Origin of the sequence: Cupriavidus gilardii, from assembly GCF_017598945.1 — a bacterium.
Lineage (GTDB): Bacteria > Pseudomonadota > Gammaproteobacteria > Burkholderiales > Burkholderiaceae > Cupriavidus > Cupriavidus gilardii_E.
Window position 1 is genome coordinate 122390 of the sequence record NZ_JAGFTW010000044.1, and the last position, 16718, is coordinate 139107.

Below are 16718 nucleotides of genomic sequence, written 5' to 3' on the forward strand. Positions count from 1 at the left end.
CGTGCCGATACCGATATACCAGCGACGTCTCCTGAATTGATCCGGCCGCGCGGCCATGCCGCGCCGGCCGTTCCCCGAAGCTTTTCCGACACTCCATGTCTTCTTCCGCTTCCTCCTTCCCGGTCGGCTCGACCGTGACCTCGCTGCGCCAGATCGCCGATGCGCTCGCCGCCGGCGCGGTGTCGGCCGAAGAACTGGCGCGCGACTACCTGGCCCGCATCGAGCAGGCCGCCGCGCTGAACGCCTATGTCCACGTCGATGCGGAACTGACGCTGGCCCAGGCGCGCGAGGCCGATGCACGCCGCGCGCGCGGCGAGGCCGGCCCGTTGACCGGTGTGCCGATCGCCCACAAGGACGTGTTCGTCACGCGCGGCTGGCGCTCGACCGCCGGCTCGCGCATGCTGGCCAACTACGAAAGCCCGTTCGACGCCACCGTGGTCGAGCGGCTGGCCGCCGCCGGCATGGTGACGCTGGGCAAGACCAATATGGACGAGTTCGCGATGGGCTCGTCCAACGAGAACTCGCACTTCGGCCCGGTGCGCAACCCGTGGGATGCGTCGCGCGTGCCGGGCGGCTCGTCGGGCGGCTCGGCCGCCGCGGTGGCCGCGGGCCTGGCGCCGGCCGCGACCGGCACCGACACCGGCGGCTCGATCCGCCAGCCGGCCTCGTTCTCGGGCATCACCGGCATCAAGCCGACCTATGGCCGCGTGTCGCGCTTCGGCATGATCGCGTTCGCCTCGTCGCTGGACCAGGCCGGCCCGATGGCACGCAGCGCCGAGGACTGCGCGCTGCTGCTCAATGCGATGGCCGGTTTCGACGAGCGCGATTCGACCTCGCTGACGCCGGCGCAGGGCGGCGTGGACGAGGACTTCACGCGGCTGCTGGGCCAGCCGCGCGGCGGCGCCAGCGCGAACCAGCCGCTCGCTGGCCTGCGCATCGGCCTGCCGCGCGAGTATTTCGGCGCCGGCCTGTCGGCCGATGTCGAGGCCGCGGTGCGCGCCGCGCTGCACGAATACGAGAAGCTGGGCGCGACGCTGGTCGAGGTGTCGCTGCCCAAGACCGAGCTGTCGATCCCGGTCTACTACGTGATCGCGCCGGCCGAGGCCTCGTCCAACCTGTCGCGTTTCGATGGCGCGCGCTATGGCCACCGCGCGGCCGAGTACCGCGACCTGCTCGACATGTACAAGAAGAGCCGTGCCGAGGGCTTCGGCTGGGAGGTCAAGCGCCGCATCCTGGTGGGCACCTATGTGCTGTCGCACGGCTACTACGACGCTTACTACCTGCAGGCGCAGAAGATCCGGCGCCTGATCGCCGACGACTTCCAGCGCGCCTTCGGCGAGTGCGACGTGATCATGGGACCGGTAGCGCCGACGGTGGCGTGGAAGCTCGGCGAGAAGAGCGCCGACCCGGTGCAGATGTATCTGGCCGACGTCTTCACGCTGTCGACCAGCCTCGCCGGCCTGCCCGGCATGAGCGTGCCCTGCGGCTTCGGCGAGGGCGGCATGCCGGTCGGCCTGCAGATGATCGGCAACTACTTCGGCGAGGCGCAGCTGCTGCAGACCGCGCACGCTTTCCAGCAGGCCACCGACTGGCATCTGCGCCAGCCCTCGCAGGCATGACCATGAACGCGCTTCTTTCGCTCCGCATCCCGTCCGGTCGCTCCGCCGGCCGCCTGGCATTGACCGCGGTGCTGCTGGCCGCGCTGGCCGGTTGTATTCCGCTGCCGCGCATCGGCGGTCCGACGCCGATCGCCGATCGCGACATCGATCTGGCCGGCGACTGCCGCCGCACCGAGGAAGACGGTTTCCGCGAGGACGCCCAGTTGCGCGTGTCGGACAACAACGTGCAGCAGCTGTCGTGGAAGCTGTGGGTCGGCAAGCGCGGCTCGTGCAGCTTCGACCTGGCCGAGTTCCGCCAGACCCGCCGCAAGCCGCATATCGAACTGGCCGCGCGCGACGGCAGCGCCTGCAAGCTGCTGGTCTGGCAGGACCCGCGCCGCGTCACGCTGGCGCATGCCAATTGCCAGAGCCGCTGCACGCCGGGCATCTACGAAGAGGCGTGGCCGGTGATGTTCGAACCGGGCACCGGCACCTGCGCGCGCACGCAATAAATGACACGGCGGCGCGGCCCATGCCGGCGCCGCCGCAAGGAACCAACAGGAATACCGCCATGCAATGGGAAGTGGTGATCGGCCTCGAAACGCATACGCAGCTATCGACGGCCTCGAAGATTTTTTCCGGCGCCTCCACGGCGTTCGGCGCGGCGCCCAACACGCAGGCCTGCCCGGTCGATCTGGCGCTGCCCGGCACGCTGCCGGTACTGAACAAGGCCGCGGTCGAGCGTGCGATCCAGTTCGGTCTGGCGATCGGCGCCCATGTCGCGCCGCATAGCGTGTTCGCCCGCAAGAATTACTTCTACCCCGATCTGCCCAAGGGCTACCAGATCAGCCAGTACGAGATCCCCGTGGTGCAGGGCGGCAGCCTGACCTTCCAGGTCGAAGGCCGCAAGGGCGAGTTCTACGAGAAGACCGTGCAGCTGACGCGCGCCCACCTCGAGGAGGATGCCGGCAAGTCGCTGCACGAGGATTTCGCGGGCATGACCGGCATCGACCTGAACCGCGCCGGCACGCCGCTGCTGGAGATCGTCACCGAGCCCGACATGCGCAGCGCCGCGGAAGCGGTCGCCTATGCGCGCGCGCTGCATTCGCTGGTGGTGTGGCTCGGCATCTGCGACGGCAACATGCAGGAAGGGAGCTTTCGCTGCGATGCCAACGTATCGGTGCGGCCGGTCGGTAGCGACAAGCTGGGCACGCGCCGCGAGATCAAGAACCTGAATTCGTTCCGCTTTCTGCAGCAGGCGATCGAATACGAGGTGCGCTGGCAGATCGCCGAGATCGAGGACGGCCGCGAGATCCAGCAGGCCACCGTGCTGTTCGATCCGGACACCGGCGAAACCCGCGCGATGCGGACCAAGGAAGACGCGCACGACTATCGCTACTTCCCCGATCCGGATCTGCTGCCGCTCGAGATCGAACCGGCCTGGATCGAGCGCGTGCGCGCGGCAATGCCGGAGTTGCCCGCCGCGATGCAGGCGCGCTTCGTCTCGCAATACGGTCTGCCTGCCTACGACGCAAGCGTGCTGACCTCGTCGAAGGCGCTGGCCAACTGGTTCGAGCAGGTCGTCGCCGAAGCCGGCGCGGCCAATGCCAAGCCGGCGGCCAACTGGCTGATGGGCGATGTCGCCTCGCAGCTGAACCGCGAGGGCATCGAAATCGACGGCGCGCCGATTCGCCCCGCACAGCTGGCGCTGCTGCTCAAGCGCATCGCCGACGGCACGGTGTCGAACAACACCGCCAAGAAGGACGTGTTCCCGGCGATGTGGGCCGGCGAGTGCGACGGCGACGCCGACGCGATCATCGCCGCCAAGGGCCTGAAGCAGATGTCGGATACCGGCGCGCTCGAGGCCATCATCGACGAGGTGCTGGCCGCCAACGCCAAGTCGGTCGAGGAGTTCCGCGCCGGCAAGGAGAAGGCGTTCAACGCGCTGGTCGGCCAGGCGATGAAGGCCACCAAGGGCAAGGCCAATCCGGCGCAGGTCAACGAGCTGCTGCGCAAGAAGCTGGGTTGATTGGCTGCGTCTCCGAGGATGGTGAACCCGCGCTATGGCGCGGGTTTTTTTATGGCGTGGCGGGTTGGGGCCGTATTGGTCGATCGACCGTCCGGCCCTCTCCCCGGCCCTCTCCCGCAAGCGGGAGAGGGAGAACACAAACGGCATGGAGAACGCTGCCGGTTTTCTCCCCTCTCCCGCTTGCGGGAGAGGGGCCGGGGGAGAGGGCAAGCCGTGCCGTCCGACGGGCTTTGCTACACTCCAGCGCAAATCGTTCGATGACCCGCCAATGAATCCGCAAGACGTCGCCGCCTATCTGCAAAGTCATCCCCAGTTCTTCGAGGACCATGCCGAGCTGCTGGCCTCCGTGCAGCTGACGAGCCCGCACAGCCATCGCGCGGTGTCGCTGCAGCAGCGCCAGATGGAAATCCTGCGCGAGAAGAACAAGGGCCTCGAACTGAAGCTGGCCAACCTGATGCGTCACGGCCACGACAACGAACGCACGCAGAACCGCATGCACGCGTGGCAGCTGCGGCTGCTGGGCGAGGCCGATGCGCTGGCGCTGCCGATGGCGGTCAGTCAGGGCCTGCAGCAGGTGTTCGATGTGCCGGCCGTCGCGCTGCGGCTGTGGCAGCTGGCAGAAACCCATGCGCCGCTCGATCTGCTGCGCGGCGATCAGGCCGCCGCAACGGAAGCCGCGCGCCGCTTTGCCGAGGGCCTGCAGACGCCGTATTGCGGCGCCAACCCGTGGGCCATCGCGCCCGTCGCTGAAGAGGGCGCGCAGCCCGTGCCGGTGGCAGTGCCCGACACGCTTGGCGAAGGCGGCAAGCAGGCAGTCGACTGGCTCGAGCGCGACGACATCGCCTCGCTGGCGATGGTCGCGCTGCGCGCGCCCGCCGGCGAAGACGCCGAAACGGGCCCGACCTTCGGCCTGCTGGTGCTCGGCTCGCCCGACCCGCGGCGCTTCCACGAAGGCATGGGCACGGCTTATCTGAGCCGCATCGGCGAATTGGCCGGCGCGGCGCTGGCGCGCCTGCGCGGCTGAGCGGGGACTCGGGCAGCAACCGATGGCCCGCTCCAGCGAACCCGGGACCGCGGCGGAGGCGGCGGACGCTCCCGCCCCCGCCCTCGATCCGCTGCTGCGCAGCTATCTCGACTGGCTGGCCAGCAGCCGCAAGCTGGCCGAGCACACGCTGGTCGGCTATCGGCGGGACCTGTCGGTATTGCAGGCACAGGCCGCCAAACTCGCGCCCGGTACCGCGCTGACCGCGCTGCGCACCGACCAGATCCGCAGTTTCGCCGCGCGCCTGCGCGGCAGCGGCCTGGCTTCCACCAGCATTGCGCGGGCGTTGTCGGCCTGGCGCGGCTTTTACCTGTGGGCCGCGCGGCACGGCCATGGCGTCGAGGCCAACCCCGTCGATGGCGTGCGCGCCCCCAAGGCCGGACGGCCGCTACCGAAGGCGCTGTCGGTCGAGCACGCGGTCGCGCTGGTCGGCCAACCGGCCGGCGAGGGCGCCGAAGGGCTGCGCGATCAGGCCGTGTTCGAACTCGGCTATTCGAGCGGGCTGCGCGTGTCCGAACTCGTGCAGCTCGATCTGCGCTACGTGGAAGAGGACGGCTACCGCTCCTCGGGCTGGATCGACCTGACCGCTGGCGAAGTCACGGTGCTCGGCAAGGGTTCGCGCCGCCGCAGCGTGCCGGTCGGCAGCAAGGCGGTGCAGGCGCTGCGGGCGTGGCTGGCGGTGCGCGACGACTGGGTCAAGCCTGCTGCCGGCGCCGATCATCGACACGCGCTGTTTCTGTCGCGGCGCGGCGAGCGGCTGTCGGACCGGACCGTGCGCGCCCGCATCAAGCAGCAGGCGATCCGCGCCGGCGTGCCGGCCGACGTGCATCCGCACATGCTGCGGCACTCGTTTGCCAGCCACGTGCTGCAATCGTCGGGCGACCTGCGCGCGGTGCAGGAGATGCTGGGCCACGCCAGCGTGGCGACCACGCAGATCTACACCGCGCTCGACTTCCAGCATCTGGCCAAGGTCTACGACCAGGCCCATCCGCGCGCGCGGTTGGCCGAGCGGGACACGCCCGCGACACCCCAGGCGCCATCGAAGCCGGACGACGACGAGCCGGCCTGAAACCCGCAGCGCCGGCCTAGGCCCACTGCGACAGGATCTGCCGGAACGCCGCGATCTCGGGCAGCAGCCAGTTGCGGAAGGCTTGCACCTTCGGTGTGTCGAGCATCGCCGGCGCGCAGACGAAGTACAGCAGCCACGGACACGGGATGCTGACGTCGAACAGCCGCACCACGCGCCCCGACAGCAGATCGTTATAGGCCAGCGACGAGCGGATCAGTGCGATGCCCTGGCCTTCCGCCGCGGCCTGCAGCAGCAGCGACGAATCCTCGAACATCAGGCCCTTGCGCGGCTCGGGCCAATCCAGCCCGGCGGCCTCGAACCACGGCCGCCACGGATCGCCTTCGCCGCGCAGCAGCGTCAGCCCCTGCATGTCCTCGGGGCGCGCCGGCAGCTTGCCGCCGAGGAAGTTCGGGCTGCAGACCGGGAAGAACACGTCGTCGAGCAGCCGTTCGACATAGAGCCCCGGATAGTCGCCGCTGCCCATCCGCAGCGCCACGTCGACCTCGTCGCGCGCGAAATCGACCAGCGTGTTGGAGGACATCAGTTCGACGTCCAGTTCGGGATGCCGCTCGATAAAGCTGCCGATGCGCGGCGTCAGCCAGCGCGCGGCGAACGACGGCATGGTGCTGATCGTCAGCCGCTTGTCGCGCGTGCCGGACTGCAGCGCGCGGGTCGCCTCGGCGATCTGCAGCAGCGCGTCGCGCACGCGTTCGGCATAGACGCGTCCGGCCGGCGTCAGGCTGACCCGCTTGCCGTTGCGGGCGAACAACGGCTGGCCCAGTTCCTCCTCCAGCGCGCGCACCTGATGGCTGACCGCCCCATGGGTGACGAACAGCTCGGTGGCGGCGCGGGAGAAGCTTTCGTGCCGCGCGGCGGCCTCGAAGGCCCGCAGCGCGGTCAGCGCCGGCAGCCGGGGCAGCTCGCGATGCCAGGCGCGCGGCAGTTCGACGGGATTACGCTTCAGGGTCATTGCAGCGGCGTCGCTATGTGAGATTGGCTAACAAGGGAAATCAATATATATCGTTTTGGAGGTGGTCGGGCAATCACTAGAATGCAGTGCATCGGGACCGCGACAGCGAGCGCGCCAGGCCAGCTCAGGCCAGACACGGTAAGCGCGACGCCAGCCACGCGAGATTCGCGTGCCGGACGGTACCGTCACCTTAGTGAAGGAAGTCCAAAATGGAAACCCTGCTCACAACGACCGTCTTCAGCCTGAACCCGGGCGAGGTCGTGCCGCTGTCGGTGCATACCGCGCAACGGCTCTATGTGGAAGATGCCGCCGGCCTGAACCTGTGGGTCACCCGCGACGGCGACTCGGAAGATTACTGGCTGCGCTGCGGCGCCAGCCTGCAGCTGAACCGCGGCGACGAAGTGGTGCTCAGCGTGGATCCGCGCGCCGAACGGCCGGTCCGCCTGGCGCTGATCGCCGAAGCCCGCCGCCCGGCCACCACCAACCTGCCGCATCTGGTGAACCGCATCGTGCGGCGACTGGTTCGAGGCACGCAATGGTCGCCTAGCCAGGACGTCGTCGCGGCGTCCTGAACCGGAGGCGGGTTCGACAGGCCGGCGCCATCTGCGGCTGGTGTACAGCCGTCCGCCGGCGCGCCCGATCCCCGACAAGGGGCATTCCAACCGCGGACAACCCTGACGGCGCCAGGGTGACAGCCGCCAGCGAAGCAGGGGCCGGTGCGAACCGGCCCTTTTCGCTACACTCTCGGCATGCAAGCAATCGAAGTCATCGAGCGGGGCCGGGAGGACTATGCGCCCTGTTTCGACGCGATGCGCGCCTACACCGCCGCACGTACCGCCGAATCCCCCGACCAGATCTGGCTCGTCGAGCATCCTCCGGTCTACACGCTGGGCCAGGCGGGCGACCCTTCGCACCTGCTGTCTCCCGATCCGGCGATCCCGATGGTGCGGATCGATCGTGGCGGACAGATCACTTATCACGGCCCCGGGCAAGTCGTCGCCTACCTGCTGCTGGACTTGCGCCGTCGCAAGCTGATGGTGCGCGAGTTGGTCCATGCGATCGAGCAGGCGGTATTGGACACGCTCGCGGCGTATAATCTGCCCGCCGAACGCAAGCCTGGCGCGCCCGGCATCTATCTGTCCGGCGGCCCGCACCGCGGCGCCAAGATCGCCGCGCTGGGCCTGAAGATCCGCAACGGCTGCAGCTACCACGGCGTCAGCCTGAACGTGCGGATGGATCTGGACCCGTTCCTGCGTATCAACCCGTGCGGTTATGCCGGCCTGGAAACGGTCGACATGGCGCGCGCCGGCGCGACGGTGCAGCAGACCGATGCCGACGGCGCCGTGCGCCAGCTACCGGTCGACGCCCGGCACCAGCCCGAGATCGCGCGACGCCTGGCGGCGGCATTGTGCGACGTACTGGCGGCGGCGCAGCATCGCGCGGCGGCCAGCGAGCCGGCAGCGAACGAGCCAGCGAAAGAATCAGCCGCCACGGCCTCCGGCCAACTGACACCCCTGACTACGGCCTAGCCGACCTATGCGCGCGGGGAGCGCGCGGAGAACACCATGAGCGACGCCCTGATCGCCACTTCGAATCCCCAAGGCGATGCCGCACAAGGCGCGGCCTACGACCCGACCCGCAAGCAGAAGTCGGCCGACAAGACCGCCCGCATTCCCATCAAGATCGTCCCCGCCGAGAAGCTGAAGAAGCCGGACTGGATCCGCGTGAAGGCGGCGACCGGCAATTCGCGCTTCTACGAGATCAAGGACATCCTGCGCGCCAACAACCTGGTGACGGTGTGCGAGGAAGCGAGCTGCCCGAACATCGGCGAATGCTTCGGCAAGGGCACCGCGACGTTCATGATCATGGGCGACAAGTGCACGCGCCGCTGCCCGTTCTGCGACGTCGGCCACGGCCGCCCGGATCCGCTCGACGTCAACGAGCCGCTGAACCTGGCCAAGACCATCGCCCAGCTGAAGCTCAACTACGTGGTGATCACCAGCGTCGACCGCGACGACCTGCGCGACGGCGGCGCCCAGCACTATGTCGATTGCATCAGCAAGACCCGCGAGCTGTCGCCCATCACCCGCATCGAGGTGCTGGTGCCCGACTTCCGCGGCCGCCTGGAGAAGGCGCTGGACATCCTGCAGGCCTGCCCGCCGGACGTGATGAACCACAACCTGGAAACGGTGCCGCGCCTGTACAAGCAGGCCCGCCCGGGCGCCGACTACGCGCACTCGCTGAAGCTGCTGCAGGAGTTCAAGCGCCGCAATCCGGACGTGCCGACCAAGTCCGGCCTGATGGTGGGCCTGGGCGAGACCGACGAGGAAATCCTCGAAGTCATGCGCGACATGCGCGCGCACGACATCGACATGCTGACCATCGGCCAGTATCTGGCGCCGTCGAATCACCACCTGCCGGTGCTGCGCTACGTCCATCCCGACACCTTCAAGATGTTCGAGGAAGAGGCCTACAAGATGGGCTTCACCCACGCCGCGGTCGGTGCGATGGTGCGCAGCTCCTACCATGCCGACCAGCAGGCGCACCAGGCCGGCTTCGCCTGATCCCGCCCGGCGCCCTTCCGCGGCGCCGCCATCCGCCTTGTACGACGCCTTGTCCGACGACGATCGCGCGGTGGACGGCGCAGGCGAGAGCCGCCTGCGCGAGCCGCGCGATATCACCGATCTGCTCAATTTCCGTCTCGCGGCGCTGGTAGGCGCCAGCGGCGCGGCGGTGATCCGCCTGTGCGAGGGCCAGTACGGCGTGTCGCGCCGCGAATGGGCGCTGCTCGGGCTGCTGGCCGTGCGCGGCGCGCAGGCGCCGTCGGAGATCGCGGACCAATGCCATCTGGACCGCACGCGCGTGTCGCGGGCGATCACGCGTCTCGCCGCCAAGGGTTTGATCCGGCGGCAGACGCTGGACGGCGACCGCCGGCGCGCCAGCGTCGCGCTGACGCCGGCCGGGCAGGCGCTCTATCGGCAGTTGTTCGACGAGGTAGCGGCCATCAACCGTCAACTGGTCGAGACGCTGTCGAATGAAGAACTGGCGACCCTCGACACGCTGTTGACCGCGCTGACCGAGCAGGCGGTACGCGTGAAACGGCAGGTCGCCACCACGGTCAGCACCAACCGTTGGCGTGGCGGCGGCGCGCGGCGCCAATGGACGGCGCCGGAAGATGACGCCGAGGCCGAATCGGAGACGGACCCCGCCGCCGACGAAGACCGTGCAGCCCGCTAGCGCAGCGCCTCCCGCGCGCCGCGCCATTTCTCGTGCAGCAGCTCCTCCGGGAGTTCGCTCTCGTCCCAGAACCCCAGCAGGATGCCCTTGCGGACCGACGCCCCGCGCATCGCGGCGATGCGCTCGTCGCTGATCGCGGTGCGCTGCGACTGCCGCAGGCCCCATTGCGCGAGCGCCAGATACATCCGCTCGCATTGCGCCTGGTAGGCCGGGTCATCTCCGAGATCGTGCAGCTCCTGCGGATCGTTGGCCAGATCGAACAGCATCGGCCGGAAGCCCGGCGCATGGATGTACTTCCAGCGCTCGTCGACCACCATGAACAGCCGCGCATCGAGCGGCGCGACCCCCAGCGACACCGCGACACCGGTCGCCGAGTAGTCGTATTCGCTGATCGCATAGCGGCGCCAGCTGGACGGCGGCTCGCCGTGCAGCCAGGGCTGCAGCGCACGGCCTTCGAGCCGGTGCGGCTGCGGCGCGCCGCCGCAGGCCTCGACGAAGGTCGGCACCAGGTCGATCGCCTCGACCAGCGCGTCGCAGACCGAGCCGCGCGTGACGTCGGCGGCCGGCGACGGATCGACGACGATCAGCGGCAGCCGCACCGACGGCTCGTGGAACAGGTCCTTCTCGCCCATCCAGTGGTCGCCCAGGTAGTCGCCATGATCGGAGGTGAACACGATCATCGTGTCATCGGCGAGGCCCTTGCTCTCCAGGAAGCGCATCAGCACGCCGATCTGGTCGTCGATCTGCGTGATCAGGCCCATATACGCGGGAATCACCGCCTCGCGCACCTCGTCGCGCGAGAAGGCCCGGCTGACGCGCGAATTCAGGAAGGCCTGGTAGATCGGATGCGGCTGCGCGCGCTCGGCGTCGCTGCGCACCGGCGGCGGCACGTCGGCGGCCCCGTACATCGCGTGATAGGGCGCCGGCGCGATGCAGGGCCAGTGCGGCTTGATATAGGACAGATGCAGGCACCATGGCGCGTCGCCGGCCTGCTCGATGAATTCCATCGCCCGCCGCGTCATGTACGGCGTTTCCGAATGCTCCTCGGCCACGCGAGCGGGCCGGGTCGCATTGCGCAGCAGCCAGCCCGACAGCAGATTGCCGTGCTCGTCCTCGCCGGCATTGGCCCAGTCGTCCCAGCCGTCGTCGCCGGCGTAGCCGAGCTCGCGCAGATAGTCGTTGTAGCGCACGGGCTTCGGGTCGTAGCGGCCGGACGGGCCGCTGCCGTGCAGACCGTCGTCGCGCTCGTACGGATCGAAGCCGCACTCGGCCACGCGCGTGCCGATCGTCGAATCCGGATCGATGCCCAGCCGCGCCATGCCTTCGGTGTCGGCCGCCATATGGGTCTTGCCGACCAGCACCGTCTGCCGGCCGAGCGGACGGAGATAGTCGCCCAGCGTCATCTCGCCGACCTTCAGCGGGAAGTTGTTCCAGGCGGCGCCGTGCGAATCGACATAGCGGCCGGTGTAGAAGCTCATCCGCGACGAGCCGCAGATCGTCGACTGCGCATAGGCGCGCGAGAAGCGCACCCCGCGCGCGGCCAGCGCGTCGATGTTCGGCGTGCGGATGGTCGGATGCCCGGTGCAGGACAGGTAGTCCCACCGCAGCTGGTCGCACATGATGAAGAGGATATTGCGGGCCATCGCCGTCGCTCCTTGCTGATGCGTCCGGCCGGACGTCATTGCGGGAAGGTTATTGCTGGAAGCCGCTGCGCTTGACCACCGGCTGCCACTGCGCCTTGTAGGCCTGGAGCATGTCCGCGGTCTGCTGCTGCGTGCTGGCCACCGGCTGCATGTTGGCGGCGACGAAGCGCTGCTGTACCGCCGGGTCCGACATCACGCTGTGGATCGCCGCCGACAGCGCCTTGACCTTCTCGGGCGGCATCGACTTGGGCGCGAAGAACGCGTTCCAGCCGTCGGCGGACAGATCGATGCCGGCCTCCTTCAGCGTGGGGATGTCCTTGGCGAACGACGAGCGTGTCTTGCCGGAGACCGCCAGGATCTTCAGCTTGCCGCTCTGATGCAGCGACAGCACCGCGTCCAGCGTGTCGACGCCGACCGGCACCTGGCCGCCCAGCATGTCGGTGGCCAGCGGCGCCGAGCCCTTGTAGCCGACCACGTCGCCCTTGACGCCGGCGCGCTCGGCCAGCATCAGCGCGAAGAAGTGGGGCAGGCTGCCGGTGGCCGGCACGCCGAAGAAGGCCTTGCCGGGATTGGCCTTGAGCCAGGCGACCAGATGCGACATCTCGCGCACCGGCACCTGCGGGCCGGTGATCACCGCGAAGTCGTAGGACGAGACTTGCGACACCGGCACGAAGTCGGCGTCGGGATCGTAGCTGGTGTCCTTGAACACCAGCGGCGCGACCGTCATCACGGCGGGATTGCCGAGCATCAGCACGTTGTCGGCCGGACCGGCGTGCCTGACCTGCTGCGCGGCCAGCCGTCCGCCGGCGCCGGCCTTGTTCTCGACCACCACGGTGACGCCGTATCTGGCCTGCAGGGCCTGGCCGACGATGCGTGCGGCGCGGTCCGAGGCCCCGCCCGGCGCGTACCCGACGACGAAGCGTAGCGGTCCGTCGATCTTCTCGATCTTCTGTGCGAGCGCGGCGGGCGCGGCGGCGGCGCCGGCTGCCAGCAGTGCAACGGCCACCGCCGCGTGGCGGGCCTTGCGGGCGAATTCTGCAAATGTCATGGCGTCTCCGTGAGGTCCTTTCTACGAGGATGCGGGGAAATTTAAGCGGGACAGCGACGATTGATCTAATCAACTACCGGCCTGCCCCGCTATGGAAAACCCTAGGCGCCGCCATGACGCCTTAGGTTTCGCAAAACTCACTTTCTCGATAAATTGCTGATAAGACGCATCGCGCGTTGCCCCGCGCATTTCCAAGCTAATTCCCGAACCCCGCGCGCCACCTGGATTCCGGACCGATCACCATCATGGCCAGCTGCACGATTCACCGCCTTGCCGAGCACGCGCTGCTGTGCAGCGTGCCGCCTCCCGCGTCGCTCGACGTGCAACGCCACTTCTGGGCGATGGCCGATCAGGCCGGCGCATGGCCGGGCGTGGTCGACGCCTATCCCGGCATGAACAGCCTGACGGTCCTGTTCGATGACGAGGCCGACCCGGCCGGGTTGGAGACCTCGCTGAAGCGGGCGTGGGAACAAGGCGAGGGCGGGGAGAGCGGCAATGCCAGCGGCCGCATCGTCGAGATCCCGGTCCGCTACGGCGGCGACGACGGCCCCGATCTGGCCGACGTGGCCGCCCATACCGGCCTGACGCCCGACGAAGTGGTGCGGCGGCACAGCGCGGGCACCTATACCGTCTACTTTCTCGGCTTCCAGCCCGGCTTCGCTTATCTCGGCGGGCTGGACCCGGCGCTGGCGACGCCGCGCCGCGCCGAGCCCCGCCTGGCAGTACCGGCCGGCGCGGTCGGCATCGGCGGCGAGCAGACCGGCGTCTATCCCGCGGCCGCGCCCGGCGGCTGGCAATTGATCGGCCGTACCGAGCTGGCGCTGTTCGAACCCGAGCGCGATCCGCCCTCGCTGCTGGCGCCGGGCGACACCGTGCGCTTCGTTGTCGAATCGATCGCCGAGTCCGTTACCGGATCGATCGCCACACCGGTGCGCCCATGATCGAGATCCTTCGCCCCGGCGCGCTGGCGTCGATCCAGGACCTCGGCCGCAACGGCATGCGGCGCTTCGGCGTCGGCGGGGCCGGCGCGCTCGACAGCGTCGCGCTGCGGGTCGGCAACCTGCTGCTGGGCAATGACGCCGGCGCCGCCGCGATCGAATTCACGCTGGGCCGCGCCACGGTCCGTTTTGATGCCGATCTGCGCATCGCGCTGACCGGCGCCGAATGCCGCGCCGATCTCGACGGCGAGCCGGTCTGGTGCTGGCATGCGTTCGACGTGCGCGCTGGCAGCACGCTGACGCTGCCAGCGGCGCGTAGCGGCACCCGTACCTATCTATGCGTGGCCGGCGGCATCGATGTGCCGCTCGCGATGGGTTCGCGCAGCACCGACCTGAAGGCCGGCTTCGGCGGATACCAGGGCCGCGCCTTGCGGCGAGGCGATCGGCTGGCGGCGCTGCGGTCCGACGCTGCCGCGGTGCCATCGCCGCCATCGTTGCCATCCCAGCGAATTGGCGTGCTGTCGCCGGCCTGGGCCTTGCCGGCGCCGGAGGCCGACGGCCGCGCGCTGTCGATTCGCATGCTGCCGGGGTTGGAGTACGATCAATTCGAGCCCGATGCCCAGCAGGCGTTGTGGCAGGCGCAATGGACCGTCACGCCCAACAGCAACCGCATGGGCTTCCGGCTCGAAGGCCCCGCGCTGGCGCGGCGGCCCGGCGCACCGGAACTGCTGTCCCATGGCGTGGTGCCGGGCGTCATGCAGGTGCCGCCCGGCGGCCAGCCGATCGTGCTGATGGCCGATGCCCAGACCACCGGCGGCTATCCGAAGATCGGCGTGGTCATCGAGGCCGATCTGTGGCGCCTCGCCCAGGCTCCGCTCGGCGCCGCGGTGCACTTTCGCCGCGTCGGACTCGACGAAGCGCAGGCCGCGCGCATGCAACTGCAGACGTATCTGCGCCAGGTCGCGCAGGCGGTGGCGTGGCAGGCAGAGGCGAGCACCGCAGGAAAGGCGCTGGCCGCGCGGCGTCGCGCGATGACGCGCCAGCTGTCGGCGGCGGATGTCCCGCTGCCATGCAGCGAACGAACTCAGTGAATCATCCCGCCAACGCACCAGGAGCCCCGACATGCAGATCGATCTGAACGCCGACCTCGGCGAAGGCTGCGGCAGCGACGAAGCGCTGCTGGCGCTGATCAGCTCGGCCAATATCGCCTGCGGCTGGCATGCCGGCGACGCGTCCACCATGCTGCAGACGGTGCAGTGGGCACTGGCGAAAGGCGTCGCGATCGGCGCGCACCCGAGCTATCCCGACCGCGAGAACTTCGGCCGCACCGAGATGCAGCGCGACCCGCGCAAGGTCTATGCCGACGTGCTGTACCAGATCGGCGCGCTGGCCGCGATCGTCAAGTCCCAGGGCGGTCGCCTCGCCCACGTCAAGGCGCACGGCGCGCTCTACAACCAGGCCGCGCGCGACCGCACGCTGGCGCAGGCGATCGTCGATGCGGTGCGCGACTTCGACCCGCAGCTGACGTTCTTCGGCCTGGCGGGCAGCGTGATGATCGAGGTCGCGCGCGCGGCCGGTCTGACGGTCAAGGAAGAGGTCTTCGCCGACCGCGGCTACAACCCCGACGGCTCGCTGGTCCGCCGCGGCACGCCCGGCGCGCTGCTCGACGACGACGAGGCCGTGCTGGCGCAAACGCTGTCGATGGTCCGCGAGCGCAAGGTCCGTGCGATCGACGGCCATTGGATCCCGATCCAGGCCGATACCGTCTGCCTGCACGGCGACGGGCCGCATGCGCTGGCCTTCGCGCAGCGGATCCGGGATCGTTTGCGGGAGGAGGGGATTGCGGTGGGGGCTTAGGTTGCGTCGCCGGCGGTTGGCGCGGCTCGGCGCCGCCCGCGCCGGCTCCTCCGTTCCCTTCGCCGCGTCAGCCCGAACTGCTCGACGCGCCAGGCGAGATAGCAGAAGGCGAGGAACGGCCACAGCCATCCCAGCCATTGGGCCAGGCCGTTGAAATGGACGAAGCGGCCGAGGCGCCAGCCCTGTTCGGAGACCCAGGCATAGGGATTGGGGGGCAGCACGTTGGTCAGGATCACCAGCGTCAGCAGCGCGCTCATCGCGAGGATGCCGCGCAGCGGACGCGGCAGGCGCACCAGCAGTACCAGTGCGAGCGTGCCGGTCACCAGCGCGTAGCGGCCGCCTTCGGACAGCCAGTTGAACGCATTGTCGGCAGGAAACTGCAGTTCGGCGGCGAGCCCCTTGAGCAGCAGCGTGGCGGCCAGCAGCCCGGCGAGGATGCGCAGCGTCGGCGCCTGCCGGCGCATCGCCACCGAGGCGAACAGGCCGGTGCCGACCCACGCGCAGCCGGTCACCAGCGATTCGAGCAATTGGTGTTGCTGCATGTCGTCGGGGCGCAGGCCGATGTCTTCCTGCAGCCGCAGGAAGCCCGGAAACACCCACTGCACCAGTTGCATCGGCCACGAGTCGGGATTCGTCAGCCATTGCCGCACCAGACCGCCCATGCCGAACAGATGCTCCTGCGGAAAGATCTGCGCGAACGGCCACAGCAGGATCAGGATGATGGCGAAGCTGGCGTGCGACTCGAACCAGGCGATGCGCAGGCGCCGCAGCGTGCCGCGGTCGATCATCGCGCTGGCGAACGGCGCCATCATCGTGCCGCCGAGCAGCGCGCCCAACGCATTGGTCATCAGGTCGATATTCGACGGAATGCGGTTAGGCAGCCAGGTCTGCAGCGCCTCCATCGCGCCGGACAGCACGATGCCGGCGGCGAACGCCAGCAGCGCGGCGCGTGCGCCCGTTACGCGCGGATGCAGCGACAGCACGACCAGTGCGCCGAACGGGCAATAGCCCAGCACATTGGTCAGCAGGTCGAAGTCGGTGATGTAGCGCGGCTTGGGCGCATTGAGGAAGGCCCACGGCGAGATGCCGTTGTCCGTCCAGCCGGTAAACGGGTACAGGCTGGCATAGATCATCAGCAGCGTTACGCACAGCAGGCCGAAGCGCGCCAGCGGCGAATGGCGCAGCGTGGTCGCACTCTCCGGCGGCACCGCGCCCAAGCGCGGGTCCGGATGAGCGGAGGAGGGGGGCAGGTCGGCCTGTTTCATGGTGCCGCTTTGCTGGCGTACC

Annotated in this window: 16 protein-coding genes; 12 read left to right on the forward strand and 4 right to left on the reverse strand. The window is 69.2% G+C overall.

Annotation, left to right across the window (positions count from 1 at the left end; genetic code table 11):
• The first annotated feature begins 95 nt into the window (after positions 1 to 95).
• The 5 genes from gatA (at position 96) to J5T34_RS15940 (ending at position 5738) form a co-directional block, all read left to right on the forward strand.
• Positions 96 to 1619: an Asp-tRNA(Asn)/Glu-tRNA(Gln) amidotransferase subunit GatA gene (gatA, locus tag J5T34_RS15920; protein WP_208580611.1), complete on the forward strand. Its 1524-nt coding sequence runs from the start codon at positions 96 to 98 to the stop codon at positions 1617 to 1619.
• Complete coding sequence (locus J5T34_RS15925) at positions 1616 to 2110, forward strand: hypothetical protein (RefSeq protein WP_244258958.1); 495 nt, start codon at positions 1616 to 1618, stop codon at positions 2108 to 2110. Before gatA ends, J5T34_RS15925 begins: the two co-directional genes overlap by 4 nt.
• Positions 2111 to 2169: 59 nt before the next feature.
• On the forward strand, positions 2170 to 3627 hold the full coding sequence (gene gatB / locus J5T34_RS15930) for an Asp-tRNA(Asn)/Glu-tRNA(Gln) amidotransferase subunit GatB (RefSeq protein ID WP_208580613.1): 1458 nt from the start codon (positions 2170 to 2172) through the stop codon (positions 3625 to 3627).
• 268 nt (positions 3628 to 3895) lie between these two features.
• Complete coding sequence (locus J5T34_RS15935; RefSeq protein ID WP_208580615.1) at positions 3896 to 4651, forward strand: DUF484 family protein; 756 nt, start codon at positions 3896 to 3898, stop codon at positions 4649 to 4651.
• A 22-nt stretch (positions 4652 to 4673) separates the two neighbouring features.
• Entirely contained in the window at positions 4674 to 5738 is a 1065-nt protein-coding gene (locus J5T34_RS15940) for a tyrosine recombinase XerC (RefSeq protein WP_208580617.1), read from the forward strand.
• A gap of 16 nt (positions 5739 to 5754) precedes the next feature.
• Here the strand turns inward: J5T34_RS15940 and J5T34_RS15945 are convergent, their stop codons facing one another.
• Positions 5755 to 6708 carry a transcriptional regulator GcvA gene (locus J5T34_RS15945; RefSeq protein WP_208580620.1) on the reverse strand — a complete coding sequence of 318 codons (954 nt, stop codon included), beginning with the start codon at positions 6706 to 6708 and terminating at the stop codon, positions 5755 to 5757.
• A gap of 209 nt (positions 6709 to 6917) precedes the next feature.
• Here J5T34_RS15945 and J5T34_RS15950 point away from each other — a divergent pair, with 209 nt between their 5' ends.
• The 4 genes from J5T34_RS15950 to J5T34_RS15965 all read left to right on the forward strand — a co-directional run bounded on the left by J5T34_RS15950 (position 6918) and on the right by J5T34_RS15965 (position 9945).
• Entirely contained in the window at positions 6918 to 7280 is a 363-nt protein-coding gene (locus J5T34_RS15950; protein WP_208580622.1) for a DUF2917 domain-containing protein, read from the forward strand.
• 177 nt (positions 7281 to 7457) lie between these two features.
• The gene (gene lipB, locus J5T34_RS15955; RefSeq protein ID WP_208580624.1) at positions 7458 to 8237 is read left to right on the forward strand and encodes a lipoyl(octanoyl) transferase LipB; all 780 of its coding nucleotides are present in this window, start codon (positions 7458 to 7460) and stop codon (positions 8235 to 8237) included.
• 36 nt (positions 8238 to 8273) lie between these two features.
• Positions 8274 to 9272: a lipoyl synthase gene (gene lipA, locus J5T34_RS15960; protein ID WP_208580626.1), complete on the forward strand. Its 999-nt coding sequence runs from the start codon at positions 8274 to 8276 to the stop codon at positions 9270 to 9272.
• A gap of 37 nt (positions 9273 to 9309) precedes the next feature.
• Positions 9310 to 9945 carry a MarR family transcriptional regulator gene (locus J5T34_RS15965; protein WP_208580628.1) on the forward strand — a complete coding sequence of 212 codons (636 nt, stop codon included), beginning with the start codon at positions 9310 to 9312 and terminating at the stop codon, positions 9943 to 9945.
• On the opposite strand, the gene J5T34_RS15970 is transcribed toward J5T34_RS15965, so the two are convergent.
• Positions 9942 to 11588 (reverse strand): alkaline phosphatase family protein, encoded by a 1647-nt coding sequence (locus J5T34_RS15970; protein ID WP_208580630.1) that lies wholly within the window; start codon positions 11586 to 11588, stop codon positions 9942 to 9944. The genes J5T34_RS15965 and J5T34_RS15970 overlap by 4 nt on opposite strands.
• A gap of 49 nt (positions 11589 to 11637) precedes the next feature.
• Complete coding sequence (locus tag J5T34_RS15975; RefSeq protein ID WP_208580632.1) at positions 11638 to 12636, reverse strand: tripartite tricarboxylate transporter substrate-binding protein; 999 nt, start codon at positions 12634 to 12636, stop codon at positions 11638 to 11640.
• Between the two features lie 245 nt (positions 12637 to 12881).
• On the opposite strand from J5T34_RS15975, the gene pxpB reads away from it, so the two are divergent.
• The 3 genes from pxpB to pxpA are packed head-to-tail and all read left to right on the forward strand — an operon-like array spanning position 12882 to position 15431.
• Positions 12882 to 13577 (forward strand): 5-oxoprolinase subunit PxpB, encoded by a 696-nt coding sequence (gene pxpB / locus J5T34_RS15980; protein ID WP_208580634.1) that lies wholly within the window; start codon positions 12882 to 12884, stop codon positions 13575 to 13577.
• The gene (locus J5T34_RS15985) at positions 13574 to 14665 is read left to right on the forward strand and encodes a biotin-dependent carboxyltransferase family protein (protein ID WP_208580636.1); all 1092 of its coding nucleotides are present in this window, start codon (positions 13574 to 13576) and stop codon (positions 14663 to 14665) included. The genes pxpB and J5T34_RS15985 overlap by 4 nt, the downstream gene beginning before the upstream one ends.
• Positions 14666 to 14696: 31 nt before the next feature.
• On the forward strand, positions 14697 to 15431 hold the full coding sequence (pxpA, locus tag J5T34_RS15990) for a 5-oxoprolinase subunit PxpA (protein WP_208580638.1): 735 nt from the start codon (positions 14697 to 14699) through the stop codon (positions 15429 to 15431).
• Here the strand turns inward: pxpA and J5T34_RS15995 are convergent.
• Positions 15428 to 16696 carry a VanZ family protein gene (locus J5T34_RS15995; RefSeq protein WP_208580640.1) on the reverse strand — a complete coding sequence of 423 codons (1269 nt, stop codon included), beginning with the start codon at positions 16694 to 16696 and terminating at the stop codon, positions 15428 to 15430. The two genes, pxpA and J5T34_RS15995, sit on opposite strands and share 4 nt — an antisense overlap.
• Between the last annotated feature and the right edge of the window lie 22 nt (positions 16697 to 16718).